Below are 19,337 nucleotides of genomic sequence, written 5' to 3'. Positions count from 1 at the left end.
GTCGCGCGCTCGCCGCCATTGCTAAGGGGCCAGAGGATTACATCACCGTTTACAGCACGCTTCTGCGCCAGGTGCGTGAGCCAGTTATTTTGCACTGGCTGGGGGACATGTTTGATCCCGCACTACGCGGTTATTGGGGTAGCGCGACGATTCACAGTGCGATGGAGGTCTGTCTGGCGGTGATACGCGAAAATCAGGCAAAAGTGGAGGGGATAAAAATCTCTCTGCTGGATAAAGATCGTGAAATAGAGATGCGTCGCCAGCTACCGGCTTCCGTCAAAATGTATACCGGCGATGACTTTAACTATCCCGAACTGATCGCCGGGGATGAGCAAGGTTTCTCGCATGCGCTGCTGGGCATTCTCGACGGCATTGCACCAGCCGCCACCAGCGCACTGCATGCATTGGCGCAGGGCGATCGCGCCACCTTTGAACGGATTCTGGCACCGACAGTGCCGCTGGCACGCCATTTGTTCTCGGCACCCACGCAGTATTACAAGGCGGGCATCGTGTTCCTGGCCTGGTTGAATGGCCATCAGAAGCATTTCACCTTGCTGGGCGGCATGCAGAGTGCGCGCAGTCTGACGCACTACTCTGAAGCCTTTAGACTGGCGGATGAGGCTGGTTTGTTGAATAACGCGGATGTGGCTGCGGAGCGCATGTGGTCGCTGGCGAAGTTACACGGTATTTGAATATTTTGAGGGCGGTTGCGGCCGCCCAGCTACCACATTTGATCGACGAAAGTCCCTTCTTCTGCCCGCGTTTCCACCTTCCTGCATGTCATAAGAATCCCCTATAAACAGAAAAGTCACTATTTAACATTGAGTTATATGTCACTTAACAAAACTGTGACATCGCACAATATACATATAACATATTATGTTTTATAAATACTGACATAACATTACAGTCAAGGTTCTGGAGGCGTTGATGAGTACTATCCCGTCAGGAAATACCCGCAATACAACCGAGCATGAAGCGCGAAAATTCAAACGATCGATCGGTTTGATGTCCAACTTCTCATTGGGTTTTACCTATTTATCCCCTCTCACCGCCGTCTACTCCCTGTTTGCTCTCGCCATGACGCTTGCCGGTCCGCCCTCAATCTGGTGGATACTGATCGCGGCAGGGGGGCAACTTCTGGTGGCAATGGTATTTGGTGAAGTGGCGTCTCAATATCCAATTACCGGTGGTTTGTATCCGTGGTCGCGTATTTTATGGGGCAAGAAATATGCGTGGATTGCCGCCTGGGTTTATCTCTGGGCGCTGGTGGTGACCATCACCTCAATCGCCGAATACAGCTCAACCTTTGTTGCCTCGTTATTAGGCTATGAGCAAACGGCGATTAATTTACTGATGACGTCGGTGGTGTTGCTGTTAATGATGATGGCCATCAACCTCTCCGGAACTAAAAACCTGGCACGCGTGGCGCGTATCGGTTTCTGGTGTGAGATTGTCAGTGTGATTGCGTTGGGTATCTATTTATTGCTGTTCCATCGCATGCAGCCAATCAGTGTGATCTTTGATTCGATGGGTGTGAATGCCAGCGGTGGCTACATGGGTGCCTTTATGTCGGCGTCATTGCTCGGTCTGTTTATGTTCTTCGGTTTTGAAGCCTGCGGTAACGTGGCGGAAGAAGTGCAGAACGCCAGCCGGAAAATTCCTGTCGCGATGATTCTGAGCATTGTGTTTGGCGCGATTTCGGCGGTGATTTCGGTATTGGGTTATCTGTTGTCCTATCCTAATCTGCACGACATCGTGTCGGGCAAAATCCAGAACCCGATCCCTGAGATTCTGAATAACGCGTTGGGGCCGATGGGCGAGAAGATCTTTATCGTGGTGGCGGTGATTGCCATGCTGTCATGCATCCTCTCGCTGCAGGCAGCGCTTAGCAGACTGCTGTTCTCTTTCTCGCGTGACAAGATGCTGCCCGGCAGCAACTGGATGGCGAAAATTTCCAAGCACGATGTGCCCGACAACGCCATGATTGTCAGCTGTGCCTTACCGCTGTTGATTTGCATCTGGGTTTACTATCAGCCCGATAACCTGGCGCGAATTACCGCCTTTGCCGTAGCGGGGATCTATATCTCCTTCCAGATGGTGGTCTTAGCGGCACTGCGTAAACGTCTGCAAGGGTGGAAGCCGCAGGGTGAATGGCATATTGGTCGCTGGGGCATCTGGGTCAATATTCTGGCGCTGATGTATGGGCTGAGCGGTATCTATTTGCTGGTTCAGCCGGGTGAGGGCAGTTTCGTCGATAAATGGATTGTATTAATCGGCTTATTTATTGTGGTGGGATCAGGTGCGCTGTATATGTTTATTGCCAGACCTTATAGCCAGAAAAGCAATGAACAGCATTATGATCTGAGTGCAATCAAAGAATAATCGTTACGGGTGAGGGTCACCTCACCCCCTTCAAGCATTTCATCTCTCTTTTCACTCCATCGCCGATACCATGCGAAGGGAGCGGCGTGTCTGACATATTGAATAGGAATTATTATGAGCCTGAATTCAAGAAAAAAGACAAATTTATCCATCTGGCAAGTGATTATTATTGGTATCGCCTATATGACGCCGATGACGGTATTTGATACCTTCGGCATTGTCTCGAAATTGACTGAAGGCCGTGTGCCGTTAGCCTATTTACTGGCGCTGGCAGCGGTGTTATTTACCGCACTGAGTTATGGCCGCATGGTGAAACTCTATCCGAGTGCAGGTTCGGCCTATACTTACGCACGCAATGTCTGTGGCAACAACCTGGGCTTTCTGGTGGGTTGGTCATCGCTGTTAGATTATATTTTTCTGCCGATGATTAACTCACTGCTGGCAGGCATCTATTTGCAAACGTTGTTGCCCGCCATTCCACCGTGGATCTCCATCCTCGCTTTCACCACGTTGATTACCTATATTAATTGCTGCAACATTAAAATTTTGGCCAACGTTAATTTTCTGTTTGTCGGCATGCCGGTTATTTTGATGGGTGTGTTTGTTTACCTGGTGGTTCACGATCTGGATACCGCCTACGGGACTGGCCGCGTTTTAACGGTCACGCCGTTGTTCAATGGCAATGCCAGTATTCTCCCGCTAATTAGCGGTGCTGCCGTACTCTGTTTCTCCTTCCTCGGTTTTGATGCTGTGACCACGCTATCTGATGAAACGGACCAGCCCGAAAATGTCATCCCCAAAGCGGTGTTTTATACCGCATTAATCGGGGGAGCAATTTTCTTCCTCGCGGCATGGTTTATTCAGCTTTACTACCCCGATAACGCCATGTTTAAAAATCCGATGGAAGCGATGCCGGAAATTGTTTTATACGTGGGTGGCCGATTCTTCCAGACGCTATTTCTGCTGGGTATTTTATTGAACACCGTGGCTTCTGCGCTCGCCTCGCACGCCAGTGCAGCACGACTGCTGCATATTATGGGGAAAAACAATCCGGTTACCGCACCGGTATTTGGTTACATCCATCCGAAAACGCGTAATCCGCTTTACTGTGTATTATTAACCGGCTTTATTTCGCTCAGCTCGATCTTTTTTGATTTAGATACTGCCGTTTCATTAATTAGTTTTGGTGCGCTGGTGGCGTTTAGCGCCGTGAACCTTTCAGTTATCGTGAAATTCGTTTTTGTCGATAAACAAATCAGTACCTTCAGTGATTTGTTCAGAAATATGGTGCTGCCGGTGTGTGGCCTGGCGTGTGTGGCGATGATGTGGGTCAACCTCGATCATGATGCCTTTATGCTGGGATCTATTTGGGCGGTGTTAGGGATTAGCTGGATTATTTACTGCAGTGTTACCCAACGTGAAGTGATGATTTCCGAGTGAAAAAGTAGTGCAACTCACAGTGAATCTTCCTGTGGTGCGATTAACGAACCGAGAATAATCAATGAGCAGACAGCCTGATTTAATTAAACCTGTATTAATGCGTGATGCAAAATTTTCGCGACCGAGTCAGACCGCCATCAATGGCGACTGGAACTGGGTCAGAGAGTGTGATGAAACAGAGAATATCGATCCGGGAAATCCGGCCAATTACTACGAGTCGACGCTTGCCCCCTGGACAACATTTGCCCCGCTGGAAGGTGATAAAGAGTGTGAATTCGTAGTCATTGGCGGCGGGTTGCTGGGGGCCTCGACGGCGCTGCATCTGGCAGAAGCCGGTATCGAAACGGTACTGCTGGAAAAAAACGCCATTGGATCGGGGGCGTCTGGACGTAACGGCGGGCAACTGACGCCGGGATTGGCCCGCTGGGAGGCGGAGTCAATGCTGGATAATCTCAGTATCGATGAAGCGAAGCGCCTGTGGCATTTCACCTCAACCGAAGCCATGTCGCTGATTGATGATATCGCCAGCCGCTATCACCTCGATCTGGATCGTCAACGCGGGCACATTACCGCCGCCATTCATCCCGGCCATATGAACGCGCTGGTGCAGGCGGCGGATGCGCGTCGCTTCCTGGGGGATGACCATGTGGCCGTGCTTGGCGGCTATGAGTTGCAGGAGCATATCAAATCCGATGCCTATTACGGCGGCGTGTTAGACGACCTTGGCGGACAGATTCACTCTCTGGCGCTCAATCGCGGTCTGATTTATGGCTTTGTGCTGAACGGCGGGCAGGTTCATGAGCAGAGTGAAGTGATACGGATTGAGGAAGTCGGGAGTGTGACGCGCGTTCACACCGCCGCAGGTGTCATTACCGCAACCAAAGGCGTGGTGATTGCGGTTCATGATGCGACACATACTTTGCTGAACGAGAATAACGCCACCACCATTCCTTTCTATACCTATGTCGGCGTCACGTCGCCCGTCAGCGGCGGCTCAAAAAGCCTTCTGCCCACTGGCAAACCGGTGTACGACACGCAATTACAGATTGATTATTACCGCCCGGTGCGAAATGAGCGTCTGCTATTTGGTGGCCAGGGCACAGGTATGCGCTGGGACGATACCCGCACGGTCGATTACCTGACCTCACGCTTGCGGGCGGTTTTTCCCGAACATGAAGAGCTACAGCTCGATTTTGCCTGGAGCGGTACCACGGATCTCACCCTTAATGGCGCCACCGATTGCCGGAAAGGCGGCAAGAACGGCAAGATCTATTCAGTACATGGCTGGAGTGGACATGGCATCGCGCAGACAGTACGCATTGGTAAAGCGATTCGTGATGATATCGTCAATACCAACAGCGATTTTTCAATGCTAACGGCGATCAAACACACACCGTTAATGATTGGCAGAAAACTGGCTCCGGTGGCCATTCCGCTGGCGAAGACGCTGCTTGGCATCAGCGCCAAACTGGCACCGGGTAAAATGATTTCGTTTTAATCAGCACCCTGCCGCTAAGGGCGGCAGGGTTTTACAGGAAATAGATTTTGCAAAAGCCGTTTTGCGTGGTCTGATAGGATGCATCGATATTCAGCAACGAGCCGGTGCGATAGTGCAAATGGCTGGAAAATATCACGCGATTTTCGCTATTGGTCATAACAATCTTGCTGCTACTTTGCTTCACAATAGGCAATAAGGCTTCCTCAATACGGCTGACTAATATATCTACCGCTGCTACGCCCACCATATTTCCGTCAATCACCACAGGAGACGCGGCTGTAATGGTATACGCTGAGGTGCAAACATAATCCACATACGGGCCGTGTAAATAAACGTCCTCGGCATCTGGCGTATTTTTAAACCATTCAAACGTACTAAAATCCAGCCGCTGCTGCGTGGCCTGATCGAGATCTAAGCAGGATTGTTGATTGCTCTTCGGATTTTTAAACCACCATTCGAGGAACCAATAGGGTTGAGCAAGGTTTTCCGTTGCCAGATGGCTGGCAAACCCCGCGCCAGAACAGAACTGGCTCTCCAGCAGGATTTTTTCGATTGAAGGGTAGAGGCTTTTACGCAGGCTACTCTCACGCTGTTTATCAGATGCGATGCCCGCTACGGGAATCGTGGCAAGGGTCTGATTAACGTAAGCAGAGAGATGTTTCGTCGAGAGCGTCACTGCAGCGAATAGCGCTTCCAATGTATTCACGATCCGCTCTTGGTTATTGACATCACTCACTCTTCTCTCCTCACATAATCTCTTTAAAGCTTATTTTATATTCAATGAGTTTTGACGTTAATTCATTAATCAGCGCACTCGCCAGATTAACCGCAGCCAGTTCATCATGACCGCGAAATGCGGTCAATAACTTGCGATAAATATCGACAGTAGTGTGATGAGCCGCATCTGACTTATATAAAAGTGTGACCAGAGACGCCCATTCAGATTGGATAATCAACTCCTGGCTGGCAATTCTCGCCGATTGCGAATTCGCAGCAATCGTCAACAAACAACGCATATCTGCCTGGCTGCGCATTTCTGCGCTGGATGCCTGCTCCAGGATATCAACAAATTGCGTGAGCGTGGCGATGTCGCTGGCTGTCATGCGGGTGGACGCTAATCTTGCGGCATGGCAGAAAATCGCACAGTGCCATTCACCCAAATCAGACAGATATTCCGTGCTGATCAAATTGAACGGATGTTGACTCGATGTCTGCTTATCGATGCTGTTGGCAACAAAACTGCCACCGTTTCGCCCGCGCACGGTGTAAACCAGACCGTTGGCGCGCAGGGTGTTCAGCGCTTCGCGAATCGTGATGTGTGAGACGCCCATCATTCGGGCCAAATCCGCTTCATTCGGCAGTTGCTCATTGGCTTCAAGTAAACCTGAAACGATAGCGTTGGCCAATCGCTGCACGATTTGATCGGAACGACTGGACTGCCCAATAGGGGAAAAAATCACTGCATGAGTAATCATAGTCCTCGTGATTTCTTATTCGTGTTGGGGAGGCAAGATGCACATTCATAACATAAAACATCCACATTGGAAACAATGAGTTGCCTTATCTGGTTGCGACGGAAAACTGTGATAAGCAACGCAATCAGCAGCTTAAACCAACAGCTGCTCAAACAGCCTCTCTCGGATCTGTGAACCCGCAAATATGCGAGTGCAATCAAATTAATGTGAAAGAAACGTTGCCTGATTTGTGATCATAATGATAAAACATAATATGTTATATGATTAAAGGAGCCTGTCGCATGCGTAAGATAAAACACTTTATCAATGGAGCCTTCTGTGAGGGTTCTGGCAGTGAGACTTTCGAACTGGTCAGCCCGGTTAGCGGTGAAGTCTATGCATTATCCCCCCTTGCTAATGAAGAAGATGTCAACGCGGCCTATGCCGCCGCCAAAAGCGCTTTTCAAATCTGGAAAAAGAGTACGCCGAGTGAGCGCCAGCGCGCGTTACTGCATCTGGCGGATGCGGTCGAGCAGAACTGTGAGCGTATCGTTGATATCCAGAGCGAGGAGACCGGTCAGTTAAAGCACTTTATCCGTCAGGAAGAGATCGCCGGTTCCTGCGATGCGATTCGTTTTTTTGCCGGTGCCGCCCGCTGTCAGGAAGGCAAGGCCTCGGGTGAATATATGGCGGGCTTTAACTCCACCATTCGCCGCGAGCCGCTGGGTATCGTTGGCCAGGTCACGCCATGGAACTACCCATTTATGATGGCGGTATGGAAGATCGCCCCCGCGCTGGCAGCGGGAAATACTGGGGTGTTAAAACCCAGTGATACCACACCACTCAGCACCTTGCTGCTGGCCGAGTTAGCGGCTCCCTTCTTCCCGCCTGGTGCCATCAATGTGGTGTTGGGTAAAGCCGCGAGTGGCTCGCTGGTGGTGTCGCATACCGATGCTTCGCTGGTGTCAATCACCGGTTCGGTACGCGCCGGTTTACAGGTGGCGGCATCAGCGGCAGCCAATCTGACCAAAGCACATCTGGAACTGGGCGGTAAAGCACCGGTGATTGTGTTTGGCGATGCTGACGTAGACAAAGCGGTGAAAACCATTTGCGCCGCTGGCTTCTTTAATGCCGGTCAGGACTGCACTGCCGCTACGCGTATTCTGGTTGAAGAGGCAATTTATCCCCATTTCCTCGATAAATTAGTCAGTGAAGCGCGCAGTCTGCGTTTCGGCCAGCCTGATGATACCGACGCTTTTTATGGTGCGCTCAACAGCCAAAATCAGTTGGAACAGGTGAAAGGTTTTATCGCCCGTCTGCCTGCGCACGCGCGCGTTGAAACCGGCGGCAAAGCAGGTAACGGACCTGGCTTCTATTTCGAACCCACCATTATTTCTGGGCTGCAGCAGAAAGACGAAGCTATCCAGCACGAGGTGTTTGGACCGGTGATGACAATTCAATCTTTCGCGTCTGAAAGTGAAGCGTTATCGATGGCGAATGACGTGGAATACGGTCTGGCGGCCAGCGTCTGGACGCGCGATCACCGTCGGGCGCAGCTATTTAGCCGTGAACTCGATTTCGGCACGGTCTGGATCAACAACCATATTCCTCTCTGTGCGGAGATGCCGCATGGCGGATTTAAAAAGTCAGGCTACGGCAAAGACCTTTCTGCGTACTCCTTAGAAGAGTACACCCGCATTAAACATGTCATGAGCGACTTATCTTAACGGTGGAGAATCAACATGAAAAAGATCGCAATGGTGGTGGCACTGTTTGTTTCTTCCAGCTGTTTTGCCAGCCAAACACCGCTGGAGGTGGTGAAAGAGTATATGGGCGCATGGAATCAGCATAATGCCCACAAGGCCGGAACCTACCTGGCAAAAGATGTGACCTATTATGATGCGGCCGTCGGCACCCCGGTAAAAGGCAATAGCGATGCCGAGAAAAATGTCATTAAAGCCTTTATTGATGGTGTGCCGGATTTGAAATGGCAGATGATCGGTAAACCCGTTTATAACCATGACATTGTGGCTTTCGAATGGGTGTTCTCCGGCGTCAACAGCGGTGAATGGGCGGGTAGTCCGGCAACCAATAAACCGATTAAATTTCACGGTGTTTCATATATTAAAGTGAACGAGGGAAAAATCACTTATCAAGGTGATTATTACGACTCGAAGAAACTCGACGAACAATTAAAGTAATTATTAATAAATTGCATTCATGCCTGAATATTTATGGCAGGCATCGTATCGCTTGAACAGAAGGTTCGAACAATGAAAAACTCTGATTTTAATCAGCGTCGTCAGCGTGCTACCCCACGCGGCGTGGGCGTCATGTGTGATTTCTACGCGCAGCAGGCGGACAATGCCACGATCACGGATGTAGAGGGCGCGGAATATATCGATTTCGCCGCCGGCATCGCCGTATTGAATACCGGACATCGCCACGCCAAAGTGGTAGAGGCGATTGAGAAACAGCTGGCACAGTTTACCCATACCGCCTATCAAATTGTCCCTTACGAGAGTTATGTCGGTCTGGCTGAAAAAATCAATGAGCTGACGCCAATTGAAGGCGAGACCAAAACCGCATTCTTTACCACCGGTGCAGAAGCGGTGGAAAACGCGATTAAAATCGCCCGTTGTCACACCGGACGCCCTGGCGTTATCGCATTCGGTGGCGGTTTCCATGGCCGTACCTACATGACCATGGCGCTGACCGGAAAGGTTAAGCCGTATAAAATCGGTTTTGGTCCATTCCCCGGCTCGGTGTTCCATGCCGTTTATCCTTCAGAAGCACGCGGTATCAGCGTGCAGGACAGCATTCGCTCGTTAGAGTCGCTGTTCCAGTGCGATATCGATCCACAGCAGGTTGCCGCAATAATCTTCGAACCGGTGCAGGGTGAGGGCGGGTTTAACGTTGCGCCTGCCGAATTTGTCGAGGCGCTGCGTGACATCTGCAATCGACACGGCATTGTTTTGATCGCCGATGAAGTGCAAAGCGGTTTTGCCCGTACTGGCAAACTGTTTGCCATGCAGCATTATCATCATCAGGCCGATCTGATGACCATGGCGAAAAGCCTGGCGGGCGGGATGCCGCTCTCCGCCGTGGCCGGTAAAGCTGCCATCATGGACAGCCCGCTGCCGGGTGGTCTGGGCGGGACCTATGCGGGTAATCCTCTCTCCATCGCCGCCGCCCATGCGGTGATTGATGCCATCAGTGAAGAAAAGCTGTGTGAACGTGCAGTTCATCTGGGAGCCAAACTGCGTTCGGTGCTGGAGAGTGCCGTAGAAACTTGCCCGGCATTAAGCGATGTGCGGGGTGTGGGTTCGATGATTGCCGCTGAATTCAGCGATCCTGCCACCGGTGCGCCTTCTGCGTCGGCAGCTCAGGCCGTGCAAAAGCAGGCGCTGGCGCAAGGCTTGCTGTTGCTGACCTGCGGGCCGCATGGCAACGTCATTCGTTTCCTTTATCCGCTCACTATCCCTGATGCACAGTTTGATAAAGCGCTGATAATGGTGAAAGACGCATTACAGGCTGCAGTTTAAGCACAGCGGTGTGAGGTCGGTGTCTAAAACGGCTGCATCATGCACGAAAAAAAGCCCGCCATTGGCGGGCTTGATAGCAGCGGCTATCGAATAATCTCGTAGGTGACGCGCGTGTATGTACTGCAACCACGATTGTGGCAGTCCATTATTGCAAGAATATTTTGTTACTGAACATACCGTTTCCTGATGACTGTATAGCCGTGGGCTTCAAGCGCTGACTCATACGTATTGAATATTGAGCGCACCCTGTGCTGATGTGGTGATCTGCGCCTGAACCCGCCACGTTGTGTGTATGCGTTCGGGTGTGAGGACGGCTTTGGGCTTACCCGTTGAAACCACGCGACCCTGATCGAGTACCACAAGGTGTTGGCAATATTTTGCCGCCAGATTCAGATCGTGAAGAGCAATCACCACCGTCACGGGCAGCGAAGAGATAAGACGCATCAATTCAAGCTGGAATTGGATGTCCAGGTGATTGACGGGTTCATCCAGCAGCAAAACATCCGGTTTTTGCGCCAGTGCGCGGGCGATTTGGCAACGCTGGCGCTCACCGCCGGATAATCGTTGCCAGCAGCGGTCGACCAAATTTTCCAGTTGCATTAACGCCACCGCCTCGTCCACGGCGCTGGCATCCTCTGCCGTCCAGAACTGGAATGCGCCACGATGAGGTGTGCGCCCGAGACGAATAATGTCAATCACCGTGAGTTCATCATCGGCCTCGGCGTGTTGTGGGACAAAGGCCAGTTTACGCGCCAGCTGATTGCGCGAAAGTTGATTCAGCCTCAGTTCGCCAAGGGTTATCTTCGCGCCTGTATCAGGCATTAGCCCAGCCAGCGCACGCAGTAGCGTAGATTTTCCTGAACCGTTGGGCCCAAGCAAACCTACGGTTGCAGACTGAGCTGCGTCGAAGGAGACCGTGGTGAGGATGCGACGCGCTTGAAGTTGGACGCTAAGGTCACTGACCGATATCGTCATCGTTTAGTTGCCCTTTCGTTGATAGATAAGGAAGGCAAAAGCAGGGGCGCCCACTAATGCAGTCACCACGCCGATGGGTAAAACCTGATGTGCGATCAACGTTCTCGACATCAAGTCGGCAAGGATCATGAAATGGCAGCCCGACAGGAATGTCACGGGAAGGGTGATAAGGTGTCGCTGTCCAACCAGCATGCGGGTCACGTGCGGGATGACCAATCCGACAAATCCCACCGCCCCAATTGAGCTGACAATCACCGCCGTGATGAATGCCGTAATCAACAGCAACACCACCCGCACTTTCACAACCGGAGTACCTAACGTTACCGAGACATCGACACCAAATGAAAACGTGTCCAGCGTGCGTGCATAGCACATGATCACCCCAAATCCGCTGACGATGACGATGGCGCACAGAACGGCATCTGGCCAGCGAACGCCGCTTAAACTGCCTAAGAGCCAAAACATCACACCGCGCGATTGCTCCGCATTGGCTGATGTGCTGACGATGTAAGACGTGAGCGCATTGAACAGCTGTGTTCCGGCAATACCGGCCAAAATGATGCGCCCGGTGTTTTCCCCCATCCCTCTTGAGAGCAAAATAATCAAGCCAAACGCCAGGCAAGCGCCGACAAAGGCACCGCTGCCAACCGTCAACACGCCGCTGCCAATACCCAGCAGCATCACCATTACGGCCCCGGTGGAAGCACCCGCAGAGATACCCAACAGGTAGGGTTCCGCCAGCGGGTTTCTTAACAACGATTGCAACACCAGGCCACAAATCGCTAAGCCACCTCCACTGCAGGCGGCCATAAAGGCCCGGCTCATCCGATATTGCCAGACGATGCCAGCTTCAACGGGAGGGAGATCATAATGCGTCAAGCCCACCCCGTTGGTGATCGCCTGGAAAGTGGCGCTCAATGAGATGGGCATATCGCCAATGCTGGATGAGAAGATCATCATCACGGGCAAGCTGATAAAGCCCGCGAGAAAAATAAAGCCGATCTTAAATGGGTAAGCCCGATTCATACTATTTAAACGCGGCAATCTTCTGACCGATCAGCTCAACCGCATCGACATTGCGCAGGGATGGATTGAGTGACATCGCTGGCACGACCACGATATGACCCTGCTTAACCGCGTTCATTTCTCGTGTGACGGGATCGCTTTTGAGAAAGGCTTGCTTTACCGCGACATCATCGGCTGGATACAGCCTTCTCTCCATGCTGGCGATGACGATGATGTCAGGCTGAGACTGTGCGATATGTTCCCAACTCACGGCGGGCCATTCATCGGAGGAATCAATGATATTTTTGAGGCCTAGAGTCTGAGTGATCCAGCCTGGCGCACCATCACTGCCTGCGATCCACGGATCGCCTTTAAGGCGTGTGCTTGAGAACCAATACACCACCTTAAGGGGTTTGCTGGTGTGAAGCGCCGCCTGTTGTTGTGCCTGAGCGATTCGTGCAGATAACTTCTCCTTTAAGGCATCGCCACGCTCCGTCACATCGAAGATGTTGGCAAGCGCGGTGATTTCATCATAAATCACCTCAATCGAGTAAGGTTTCACGCGCGCACCGTCGCCGTTTGAAGTGGCGGTGACCGATTTGCCCTGACAATCAGCAGGTGAAATCCAGCTTTTGATGCCAAATTGTTCAAATTGATCGCGAGTAGCGACTTCACCCTGAGGCCCAACATGCCAACTGTACTGCGCCAAAACCAAATCAGGTTTTTGCGCGACGACGGCTTCAAAGCCCGGTGAGTTGTCCGCGAGGCGTTTAAGGCCACTGCCAGCCTGTGCTAATTCAGGGGGGAGAGGGCCGAACCAGACGGCGGTACCCGCAATTTTACTCCCCAGGCCAAGTGACAGAAGGAGTTCAGTTTCATGCTGACCAATGGTTACCACGCGTGCAGGTGGTCGTGAAAAGGTTTCCGTTTTACCGCAGTTTTCAATGTCGAGTGGAAAGGCGGAAGCCAGTGCGGCTGAACTGCTGAATACCATTATGAGTGCTAAAAGGCGGGTCGAAAAAGTGCGCATGATTTACCGATTATGTAGCGTTATGTTATAACGTAACATAATGGCAAGTCTGATGTATTCATGTCAATTGATTCTGATACCCATTGTGAGTGTTAAGTGTTAAGGCTGTTGAAGCGAAGTCCGTGGCCCGGACTTCACTCTGATCTTAACCCGGGCCATCACTCCCTGCCGCCAGCAGAGGCACCACCACATCACTGATCGGTGTCGCGATGCCTTGTGCTTTGCCGCGTCGCTGCACAACGCCATTACGGATGTCCCACTCAAGCGGGCGATTGGCCTGACGATCCGCCAGGATCGAGGTGCCTAAATCTGCCGGGGCGCGATGGAAGCCAGCCATAATTTCCTGCGGCACGTTGTCGCTCAGATTGGCGCCTTCCGCACGCGCCACAGTCAGACACTCCCGCAGATAGGCCAGACCCAGCTCGGTGATATCTTCGCGCTGAAACATCCCGGCGCGGCGATTGGCGAGCACCATTAAACCGGCGACGGCGTTTTGCAACAGTTTGCGCCAGGCAATGGTGAGGAAATCTGCCTCCAATTCGACCGCACAGCGCGAGTCTTGCAGTGCTTGCACAATACGCTGTGCTGGCGCGACGTCGGGCACCGTCAGGCGCGGCTTCGCGCGTAACCACACCGAGGCATCAGGCTCGCGCTGAGCCGGGAACCACACCACAGAAGGCAGTACCGTTGCGCCATTGACTAACGGAGACAGCTGTTCAACTTGCTCCACGCCATTTTGCAGCGCGCACACCACCGTATTCTCATCGCACAACACCGCCAGCCAGGGTGCAATTTCCGCCACCTGGGTGGTTTTGACCGCCACAAACACCAAATCAAAGGGCCTGGCGATCGCTTCAGGACTGCTCAGCACCGGGCCAGGCACCACAACCTCACCGTCTTCGTGGCGCAGCAGCAATTGTGTATGTGCTGTACGTCCGCACAGTGTTGGCGTGCGATTCATTTCATGCAGCGCGGCAGCCACAGTGGTGCCGATGGCGCCGGGTCCGACAAGGGCGATGGTTGGAAACTCAGTCATGCAGCTATTCTCCTGTTTATCCAGTGCTGCCCTCAGGGTCAGCGAAAACTCTCTATTACAGCCTGGCATTGTGACTGAATGATGTGCGTTCCATCGGCCAGATATAAAAATCATAGCGCGGGATAATCACTCAACCCCTGCCTTAAAAGGGCGAATTACAGCAGGGCTATCTGCTTCTGTTGCAGCAGTTGCTGCATCTCAGCATCAGGTTCTCCATCAAAAATCAGTGTACTGGCCAGTGACAGATCGCCAATGGCGAACGCCGATGCTGAGTTGAGTTTCTCTTTAGAGACCATCACCACCGTTTCCGCCGCACGCGCCGCCAGTGCACGTTTCACACCGGCTTCTTCGTAATTACCCGTGGTTAACCCTGCGGTTTTGTGCACACCTGTGACACCCATGAAAAACAGGTCTGCATTGATGCGTGCAATGGCTTCGATCACCGCAGATCCCACGGCAACTACCGAGTGACGATACAGCTGGCCGCCAATCAGAATCACCTCAACCAGAGGAAAATCAACCAGGGCGACGGCAATACTCGGACTGTGCGTCACCACGGTAAAGGCCAGTTCTTTGGGCAGCAGTTGCACCATTTCCGCTGTGGTTGTACCGCCATCGATGATCACCACCTGTCCCGGCTGGATCAGTTGAACGGCTTTTTGCGCGATCAGGCGCTTGGAACTGATTTGCACGTTTTTGCGTGTTTCAAAAGGGGCAATAGCAGCAGAAACCGGCAGCGCTCCCCCGTGAACACGTTGCAGTAATCCCTCGCTGGCCAACTCCCTTAAGTCACGGCGAATCGAGTCCTCAGAGACGCTAAAGCGCTGGCTTAGCTCGCTCGACATCACTTGCTGTTCATCGGCAAGAATCGTCAATATCTGCTGTTTACGTTGACTGGAAAGCATGATTTTCTCATTCGTGTTTTTGCTTGTATGTGCGCGATTATGCATGATAACGTCTGTTTTGTCAGCCATCGGGAGACCAAACATGCAGCATAAAGTGCGCAATATTCGTGAGCAGTTGTTATCCGACAACTGGTACACCTTAAAAAAATACACCTTCGATTTACAGCGTGCCGACGGCAGTTGGCAACAGCAAAGCCGCGAAGCTTACGACCGTGGCAATGGTGCGGTGATCCTACTTTATAACCGCCATAAACAGACAGTCGTCCTGACACGGCAATTCCGCTTTCCCATTTTTATCCATGGGCATGATGGCTTTTTAATCGAGGCAGCAGCCGGTTTGCTGGATAACGCCTCGCCGGAAACGCGCATTATTGCCGAGGCAGAAGAAGAAACTGGTTACACTGTCACAAATATTGAGAAGGTGATGGAGGCTTATATGAGCCCGGGTTCGGTGACGGAGAAGTTGTTTTTCTTTATCGCGGAATATCACGATGGCGACCGAAAGCATGCTGGCGGCGGTCTGGAGGAAGAGGGGGAAGATATCGAAGTACTGGAGTGGCCTTTCGCGCGCGCCATGGACGCGATCCGAAACGGTGAAATCGAAGATGCCAAAACCATCATGTTGCTGCAACACCTGGCATTAAACATTCAATTTGAGGAGAAAGTACAATGATGATTCTGATCGCAGGTCCGGTTCGCAGTGGCACTCACGGTGATCAGCAACTGATTGAGCAAAATATGCAGAAACTTGATCACATGGCGTTGCAGGTTTATCAAAAGGGCCATACCCCGGTGATAGGTGAATGGCTGGCGTTACCGCTCGCCAATGCGGCGGGTTCGCAGCGGATTGGGGATGAAATCAGTGAAGCCTTCCTCTATCCCGTTGCGCATCGTCTTATTCAGAGTTGTGATGCCATTTTACGCATGCCTGGCGCTTCAACGGGTGCGGATCAGGATGTGCAAGTTGGCAAGGATTTGGGGTTGAGTATTTTTTACGATATCGAACAGGTCCCCTTGGTTCAGGCCCAGGCAGGATACATATAGACAGATAGGGCAAGCTCTGTTTTGCCGATTTGAACACCAAGGGTGGAGGTAGTGTTATGGAGGATGTGATGACGGTGAGAGCCTACTATTTCAGTGATCTGCTGGAGATGGATACGGTTGGGGCGATCTCACACCTTACGCCTGCGGTGGCACGCATGTGCAACGCACCGGGGACGTTGGCGATATCGTCATTACCCGAGTGAAAGAAAAGAAGGGCGAACTTTCGGTGCAGTATGAAGTGCGGGATTAATGAGCAGGCGAATTAACGCCTGCACTGCGCTACTTAAATTCATCTATTTTTAATTGTGCGAAAGCCTGATCAACATCGCTATACGTTTGTGAGGTGGTATAACTGCCAGACAGTTGCCAATAAAAAACCGGAGCGCCAGGTTCTTCGCTGCTTTCCGCTACCCGATAGCGAGAGAATTTTATTTGCGCGGCTTCAGTCAGATCATCATTGTCCTGATTTGACGAGAATTTCATCGCGCGGATCAGGTAATAAACGCCCTGGATATTGTGCAGTTCAAAACCAATGATTTTGTCAGAGGAACCTGCAAGACGAAAATCCGACCAGGTAAAGCCATCATCATCCGGAACCGGTAAAATAAACCAGTTGCCGTTTTTATTGATGAAGGCAGATAGCGTCTGGCTGGGATGCGAGGTGTTATTGTCAAAGGTCGCAGAGACCAGCAAATCCGGGACGCCATCCTGATTAAGGTCGATATTATTCGCCCCTGCCAGCAACCCGACCCGCGTAACACCCTGCGCACCGAAAACGGTACATAATGACAGAACGATAAACGCGAAAGTTTTTAATTTCACTGCACGCTTTCCTTACTGGTTAAGACAATATCAGGGATTAAAACCTGAATATTGAAAGACAGCATGGCATTGCTGCCTGATGGCCATCATGGCGTATTTTAAAAATTTTGCTCTCCAATCGCGCTGAATTATGGGTGTTTTTTCTGTGATGTGAAAGGGTGAACGGAATAATTAAAAGAAAAGAGATTAATCGACGAAGCGCGTCATCCGTTTACGCACTTCGTTAGAGGAAAACAGACCTAATGTGAACGTCTTTCCTGAACCCTCAACTCATACTTGCGCCATGCCGCCATCCACAAACAGTTCGGTGGCATTAATAAAGCTCGAAGCATCGGATGCGAGAAACGCGACAACCTGACCAATCTCACCGGGTTCTCCCAAACGGCCCAATGGCACCTGTGCGGCGAGCGCATCGAACAATCCCTGACGCTGATCTTCGGGCACTAAATCGCCCAAACCTGGCGTGCGCACCGGACCAGGGCTCACCACGTTGACACGGATGCCGCGATCTTTCACATCCAGCGCCCAAGAACGGGCAAAGTTACGCACGGCGGCTTTACTGGCGCTATAAACACTGAATCCTGCGGTGCCCTGAACCGAAGTGGTGGACGAGGTCAAAATCACCGAGGCTTTGTCGCTTAACAGCGGCAGCGCTTTTTGCACGGTAAACAGCACGCCTCGCACGTTGGTGCCAAAGATACGGTCAAAGTGCTCTTCAGTAATCGCACCGAGCGGTAACATATCGCCGCCGCCAGCATTGGCGAACAGAATATCCAGACGGCCCGCCTGGCGTGCTATCTGGGCATACACCGCATCCAGATCGCTAAGCACAGAAGCATCGGCGCGGATGCCGGTTGCCTGTGCACCGATAAGCGTCACGGCGGCATCCAGTTCCGGCTGGCGACGACCGGTGATAAACACCCGTGCGCCCTGTGCTGCCAGCGCCTGGGCAGAGGCTAAACCAATCCCGCTGGTGCCGCCGGTGACTAATGCAATTTTACCATTTAATGATGTGTTCATGAGTGTTCTCCCAAATGGATTTAAGTGTGTAATGACTGCGTTGCAGTGCATGGGAGGCAATGTAACCCTGCGCGGTTTAGTGATAAATGGTGTAAAATCGAAATCACTATTCCTGTGTATGGATAATAAAAATGGACCAGCTGTTGGCGATAAAGGCGTTTGCGCGCGTGGTGGAAGCGGGGAACTTCACCCGTGCGGCCGATTCACTGGATATGCCGAATGCCACGTTGAGCAAACTGGTGCAGGAGTTAGAAGGGCATCTGGGTGTACGCCTGTTACAGCGCACCACGCGACGCGTCACCGTCACGCCTGAAGGACGAGATTATTACGATAAAGCACTGCGTATCGTGCGTGACCTGGAAGATATTGATGGCGCATTTAACGCGGTAAACGGAACGCCTCGCGGGTATCTGCGCATTGATATTGGCGGCTCAACGGCGCGTGAGGTTCTCATCCCACTGCTACCTGATTTCGTTGCGCGATTTCCTGAGATTAGCCTCGATCTCGGCATATCAGACCGGGCTGTGGATCTGATTAGCGACAATGTCGATTGCGTGATTCGTGGCGGTCCACTGGGTGATTCATCGCTGGTGGCGCGTCATCTTGGTGATGCTGAGATGATCACCTGCGCGGCACCCGCTTATCTCAAAACTTACGGCGTGCCAGCCTATCCGCAAGAGCTTAAAAATGGCCATCGCTGGATTAGCTATTTATCTCCGCAAAGCGGGCGCGCCTTCCCGCTGCGCTTTCTGCAGGGTAATGAGAAACAGGAAATGAAAATTGAGCATCGCATCGGCATTAACGAAAGCAATGCTCATCTGGCGGCGGCGGTGGTAGGATTAGGCATCATTCAGACATTCCGGTACGCAGCAGCCAAAGATTTAGCGTCAGGCGCGCTGGTGGAAATACTGAAGGATTGGCGGCCCGCCAGCTATCCGTTTCACGTGGTGTATCCGCAAAACCGCCATCTGATCCAGCGTTTACGGGTGTTTATCGAATGGTTGCGTGAGGTATTTCCTGCGCGACTCAATGGATGACAAGCCAGAGGCGATCTGTTAACTTTTTGTTACTGAACTCCCTATTTTGACTACAGGCCTGCGTAAATGACACTTTCAGCCGCACTTTCCCCGTCATACGAACATGGCCTGTATGCGATCTGCTGTCCGCCACCGCCTCCT

General features: G+C 51.9%; 21 protein-coding genes. 12 read left to right on the top strand and 9 right to left on the bottom strand.

Features of this window, described 5'->3' with window-relative positions; genetic code table 11:
• From H7A81_RS02715 to H7A81_RS02700, 4 genes are all read left to right on the top strand, one after another.
• Positions 1 to 692: DUF993 family protein (locus H7A81_RS02715; RefSeq protein WP_182056657.1), on the top strand; the 692-nt coding region annotated here is incomplete at its 5' end.
• Positions 693 to 930: 238 nt separating this feature from the next.
• On the top strand, positions 931 to 2,385 hold the full coding sequence (locus H7A81_RS02710) for an APC family permease (RefSeq protein WP_166935994.1): 1,455 nt from the start codon (positions 931 to 933) through the stop codon (positions 2,383 to 2,385).
• 114 nt (positions 2,386 to 2,499) lie between these two features.
• Positions 2,500 to 3,825 carry an APC family permease gene (locus tag H7A81_RS02705; RefSeq protein ID WP_182056656.1) on the top strand — a complete coding sequence of 442 codons (1,326 nt, stop codon included), beginning with the start codon at positions 2,500 to 2,502 and terminating at the stop codon, positions 3,823 to 3,825.
• Between the two features lie 61 nt (positions 3,826 to 3,886).
• On the top strand, positions 3,887 to 5,323 hold the full coding sequence (locus H7A81_RS02700; protein WP_182056655.1) for an FAD-binding oxidoreductase: 1,437 nt from the start codon (positions 3,887 to 3,889) through the stop codon (positions 5,321 to 5,323).
• A gap of 31 nt (positions 5,324 to 5,354) precedes the next feature.
• On the opposite strand, the gene H7A81_RS02695 is transcribed toward H7A81_RS02700, so the two are convergent.
• Positions 5,355 to 6,029: a cache domain-containing protein gene (locus H7A81_RS02695; protein ID WP_182056654.1), complete on the bottom strand. Its 675-nt coding sequence runs from the start codon at positions 6,027 to 6,029 to the stop codon at positions 5,355 to 5,357.
• Positions 6,030 to 6,069: 40 nt separating this feature from the next.
• Entirely contained in the window at positions 6,070 to 6,798 is a 729-nt protein-coding gene (locus H7A81_RS02690) for a FadR/GntR family transcriptional regulator (RefSeq protein WP_160866798.1), read from the bottom strand.
• Positions 6,799 to 7,079: 281 nt separating this feature from the next.
• Between H7A81_RS02690 and H7A81_RS02685 the strand changes: the two genes are divergently transcribed.
• The 3 genes from H7A81_RS02685 to puuE all read left to right on the top strand — a co-directional run bounded on the left by H7A81_RS02685 (position 7,080) and on the right by puuE (position 10,322).
• A complete protein-coding gene (locus H7A81_RS02685) occupies positions 7,080 to 8,504 on the top strand; it encodes a gamma-aminobutyraldehyde dehydrogenase (RefSeq protein WP_182056653.1) in 1,425 nt (474 codons plus the stop codon).
• Positions 8,505 to 8,519: 15 nt separating this feature from the next.
• Positions 8,520 to 8,978, top strand: coding sequence for an ester cyclase (locus tag H7A81_RS02680; protein WP_034827469.1), 459 nt, complete (start codon positions 8,520 to 8,522; stop codon positions 8,976 to 8,978).
• Positions 8,979 to 9,050: 72 nt separating this feature from the next.
• Positions 9,051 to 10,322 carry a 4-aminobutyrate transaminase gene (puuE, locus tag H7A81_RS02675; RefSeq protein ID WP_182056652.1) on the top strand — a complete coding sequence of 424 codons (1,272 nt, stop codon included), beginning with the start codon at positions 9,051 to 9,053 and terminating at the stop codon, positions 10,320 to 10,322.
• A 219-nt stretch (positions 10,323 to 10,541) separates the two neighbouring features.
• On the opposite strand, the gene H7A81_RS02670 is transcribed toward puuE, so the two are convergent.
• From H7A81_RS02670 to H7A81_RS02650, 5 genes are all read right to left on the bottom strand, one after another.
• Complete coding sequence (locus H7A81_RS02670; protein ID WP_166934148.1) at positions 10,542 to 11,297, bottom strand: ABC transporter ATP-binding protein; 756 nt, start codon at positions 11,295 to 11,297, stop codon at positions 10,542 to 10,544.
• A gap of 3 nt (positions 11,298 to 11,300) precedes the next feature.
• Positions 11,301 to 12,323 (bottom strand): iron ABC transporter permease, encoded by a 1,023-nt coding sequence (locus H7A81_RS02665; protein ID WP_182056651.1) that lies wholly within the window; start codon positions 12,321 to 12,323, stop codon positions 11,301 to 11,303.
• Position 12,324: 1 nt separating this feature from the next.
• Positions 12,325 to 13,296: an ABC transporter substrate-binding protein gene (locus H7A81_RS02660; RefSeq protein WP_255478874.1), complete on the bottom strand. Its 972-nt coding sequence runs from the start codon at positions 13,294 to 13,296 to the stop codon at positions 12,325 to 12,327.
• A gap of 181 nt (positions 13,297 to 13,477) precedes the next feature.
• Complete coding sequence (locus H7A81_RS02655; protein WP_182056649.1) at positions 13,478 to 14,368, bottom strand: oxidoreductase; 891 nt, start codon at positions 14,366 to 14,368, stop codon at positions 13,478 to 13,480.
• 155 nt (positions 14,369 to 14,523) lie between these two features.
• Positions 14,524 to 15,273 carry a DeoR/GlpR family DNA-binding transcription regulator gene (locus H7A81_RS02650; protein ID WP_182056648.1) on the bottom strand — a complete coding sequence of 250 codons (750 nt, stop codon included), beginning with the start codon at positions 15,271 to 15,273 and terminating at the stop codon, positions 14,524 to 14,526.
• An 82-nt stretch (positions 15,274 to 15,355) separates the two neighbouring features.
• Between H7A81_RS02650 and H7A81_RS02645 the strand changes: the two genes are divergently transcribed.
• The 4 genes from H7A81_RS02645 to H7A81_RS02635 all read left to right on the top strand — a co-directional run bounded on the left by H7A81_RS02645 (position 15,356) and on the right by H7A81_RS02635 (position 16,567).
• A complete protein-coding gene (locus H7A81_RS02645; protein WP_058961277.1) occupies positions 15,356 to 15,946 on the top strand; it encodes an NUDIX domain-containing protein in 591 nt (196 codons plus the stop codon).
• Positions 15,943 to 16,317: an NUDIX hydrolase gene (locus H7A81_RS02640; protein ID WP_097117790.1), complete on the top strand. Its 375-nt coding sequence runs from the start codon at positions 15,943 to 15,945 to the stop codon at positions 16,315 to 16,317. Before H7A81_RS02645 ends, H7A81_RS02640 begins: the two co-directional genes overlap by 4 nt.
• Before the next feature lie 68 nt (positions 16,318 to 16,385).
• Positions 16,386 to 16,520, top strand: coding sequence for a hypothetical protein (locus tag H7A81_RS27620; RefSeq protein WP_255478876.1), 135 nt, complete (start codon positions 16,386 to 16,388; stop codon positions 16,518 to 16,520).
• Positions 16,475 to 16,567, top strand: a complete 93-nt coding sequence (locus H7A81_RS02635) for a hypothetical protein (protein WP_166934158.1) — start codon at positions 16,475 to 16,477, stop codon at positions 16,565 to 16,567. Before H7A81_RS27620 ends, H7A81_RS02635 begins: the two co-directional genes overlap by 46 nt.
• Before the next feature lie 29 nt (positions 16,568 to 16,596).
• On the opposite strand, the gene H7A81_RS02630 is transcribed toward H7A81_RS02635, so the two are convergent.
• The gene (locus H7A81_RS02630; protein WP_182056647.1) at positions 16,597 to 17,139 is read right to left on the bottom strand and encodes a CpmJ protein; all 543 of its coding nucleotides are present in this window, start codon (positions 17,137 to 17,139) and stop codon (positions 16,597 to 16,599) included.
• A gap of 270 nt (positions 17,140 to 17,409) precedes the next feature.
• Positions 17,410 to 18,159: an SDR family oxidoreductase gene (locus H7A81_RS02625; protein ID WP_058961280.1), complete on the bottom strand. Its 750-nt coding sequence runs from the start codon at positions 18,157 to 18,159 to the stop codon at positions 17,410 to 17,412.
• A 131-nt stretch (positions 18,160 to 18,290) separates the two neighbouring features.
• Here H7A81_RS02625 and H7A81_RS02620 point away from each other — a divergent pair, with 131 nt between their 5' ends.
• The gene (locus H7A81_RS02620; RefSeq protein WP_182056646.1) at positions 18,291 to 19,196 is read left to right on the top strand and encodes a LysR family transcriptional regulator; all 906 of its coding nucleotides are present in this window, start codon (positions 18,291 to 18,293) and stop codon (positions 19,194 to 19,196) included.
• Positions 19,197 to 19,337: the final 141 nt, after the last annotated feature.

The organism is Pantoea sp. ME81 (assembly GCF_903970985.1).
Lineage (GTDB): Bacteria > Pseudomonadota > Gammaproteobacteria > Enterobacterales > Enterobacteriaceae > Pantoea > Pantoea communis.
This window is presented reverse-complemented; position numbering and strand designations above follow the sequence as displayed.

What these genes read in the sequence shown, in the direction of transcription:
- H7A81_RS27620 (WP_255478876.1), top strand. Translation starts at nt 16,386, where the DNA reads ATGACGGTGAGAGCCTACTATTTCAGTGATCTGCTGGAGATGGATACG.
- H7A81_RS02645 (WP_058961277.1), top strand. Translation starts at nt 15,356, where the DNA reads ATGCAGCATAAAGTGCGCAATATTCGTGAGCAGTTGTTATCCGACAAC.
- H7A81_RS02705 (WP_182056656.1), top strand. Translation starts at nt 2,500, where the DNA reads ATGAGCCTGAATTCAAGAAAAAAGACAAATTTATCCATCTGGCAAGTG.
- puuE (WP_182056652.1), top strand. Translation starts at nt 9,051, where the DNA reads ATGAAAAACTCTGATTTTAATCAGCGTCGTCAGCGTGCTACCCCACGC.
- H7A81_RS02620 (WP_182056646.1), top strand. Translation starts at nt 18,291, where the DNA reads ATGGACCAGCTGTTGGCGATAAAGGCGTTTGCGCGCGTGGTGGAAGCG.
- H7A81_RS02655 (WP_182056649.1), bottom strand. Translation starts at nt 14,368, where the DNA reads ATGACTGAGTTTCCAACCATCGCCCTTGTCGGACCCGGCGCCATCGGC.
- H7A81_RS02685 (WP_182056653.1), top strand. Translation starts at nt 7,080, where the DNA reads ATGCGTAAGATAAAACACTTTATCAATGGAGCCTTCTGTGAGGGTTCT.
- H7A81_RS02710 (WP_166935994.1), top strand. Translation starts at nt 931, where the DNA reads ATGAGTACTATCCCGTCAGGAAATACCCGCAATACAACCGAGCATGAA.
- H7A81_RS02640 (WP_097117790.1), top strand. Translation starts at nt 15,943, where the DNA reads ATGATGATTCTGATCGCAGGTCCGGTTCGCAGTGGCACTCACGGTGAT.
- H7A81_RS02690 (WP_160866798.1), bottom strand. Translation starts at nt 6,798, where the DNA reads ATGATTACTCATGCAGTGATTTTTTCCCCTATTGGGCAGTCCAGTCGT.
- H7A81_RS02700 (WP_182056655.1), top strand. Translation starts at nt 3,887, where the DNA reads ATGAGCAGACAGCCTGATTTAATTAAACCTGTATTAATGCGTGATGCA.
- H7A81_RS02680 (WP_034827469.1), top strand. Translation starts at nt 8,520, where the DNA reads ATGAAAAAGATCGCAATGGTGGTGGCACTGTTTGTTTCTTCCAGCTGT.
- H7A81_RS02665 (WP_182056651.1), bottom strand. Translation starts at nt 12,323, where the DNA reads ATGAATCGGGCTTACCCATTTAAGATCGGCTTTATTTTTCTCGCGGGC.
- H7A81_RS02670 (WP_166934148.1), bottom strand. Translation starts at nt 11,297, where the DNA reads ATGACGATATCGGTCAGTGACCTTAGCGTCCAACTTCAAGCGCGTCGC.
- H7A81_RS02660 (WP_255478874.1), bottom strand. Translation starts at nt 13,296, where the DNA reads ATGGTATTCAGCAGTTCAGCCGCACTGGCTTCCGCCTTTCCACTCGAC.
- H7A81_RS02625 (WP_058961280.1), bottom strand. Translation starts at nt 18,159, where the DNA reads ATGAACACATCATTAAATGGTAAAATTGCATTAGTCACCGGCGGCACC.
- H7A81_RS02650 (WP_182056648.1), bottom strand. Translation starts at nt 15,273, where the DNA reads ATGCTTTCCAGTCAACGTAAACAGCAGATATTGACGATTCTTGCCGAT.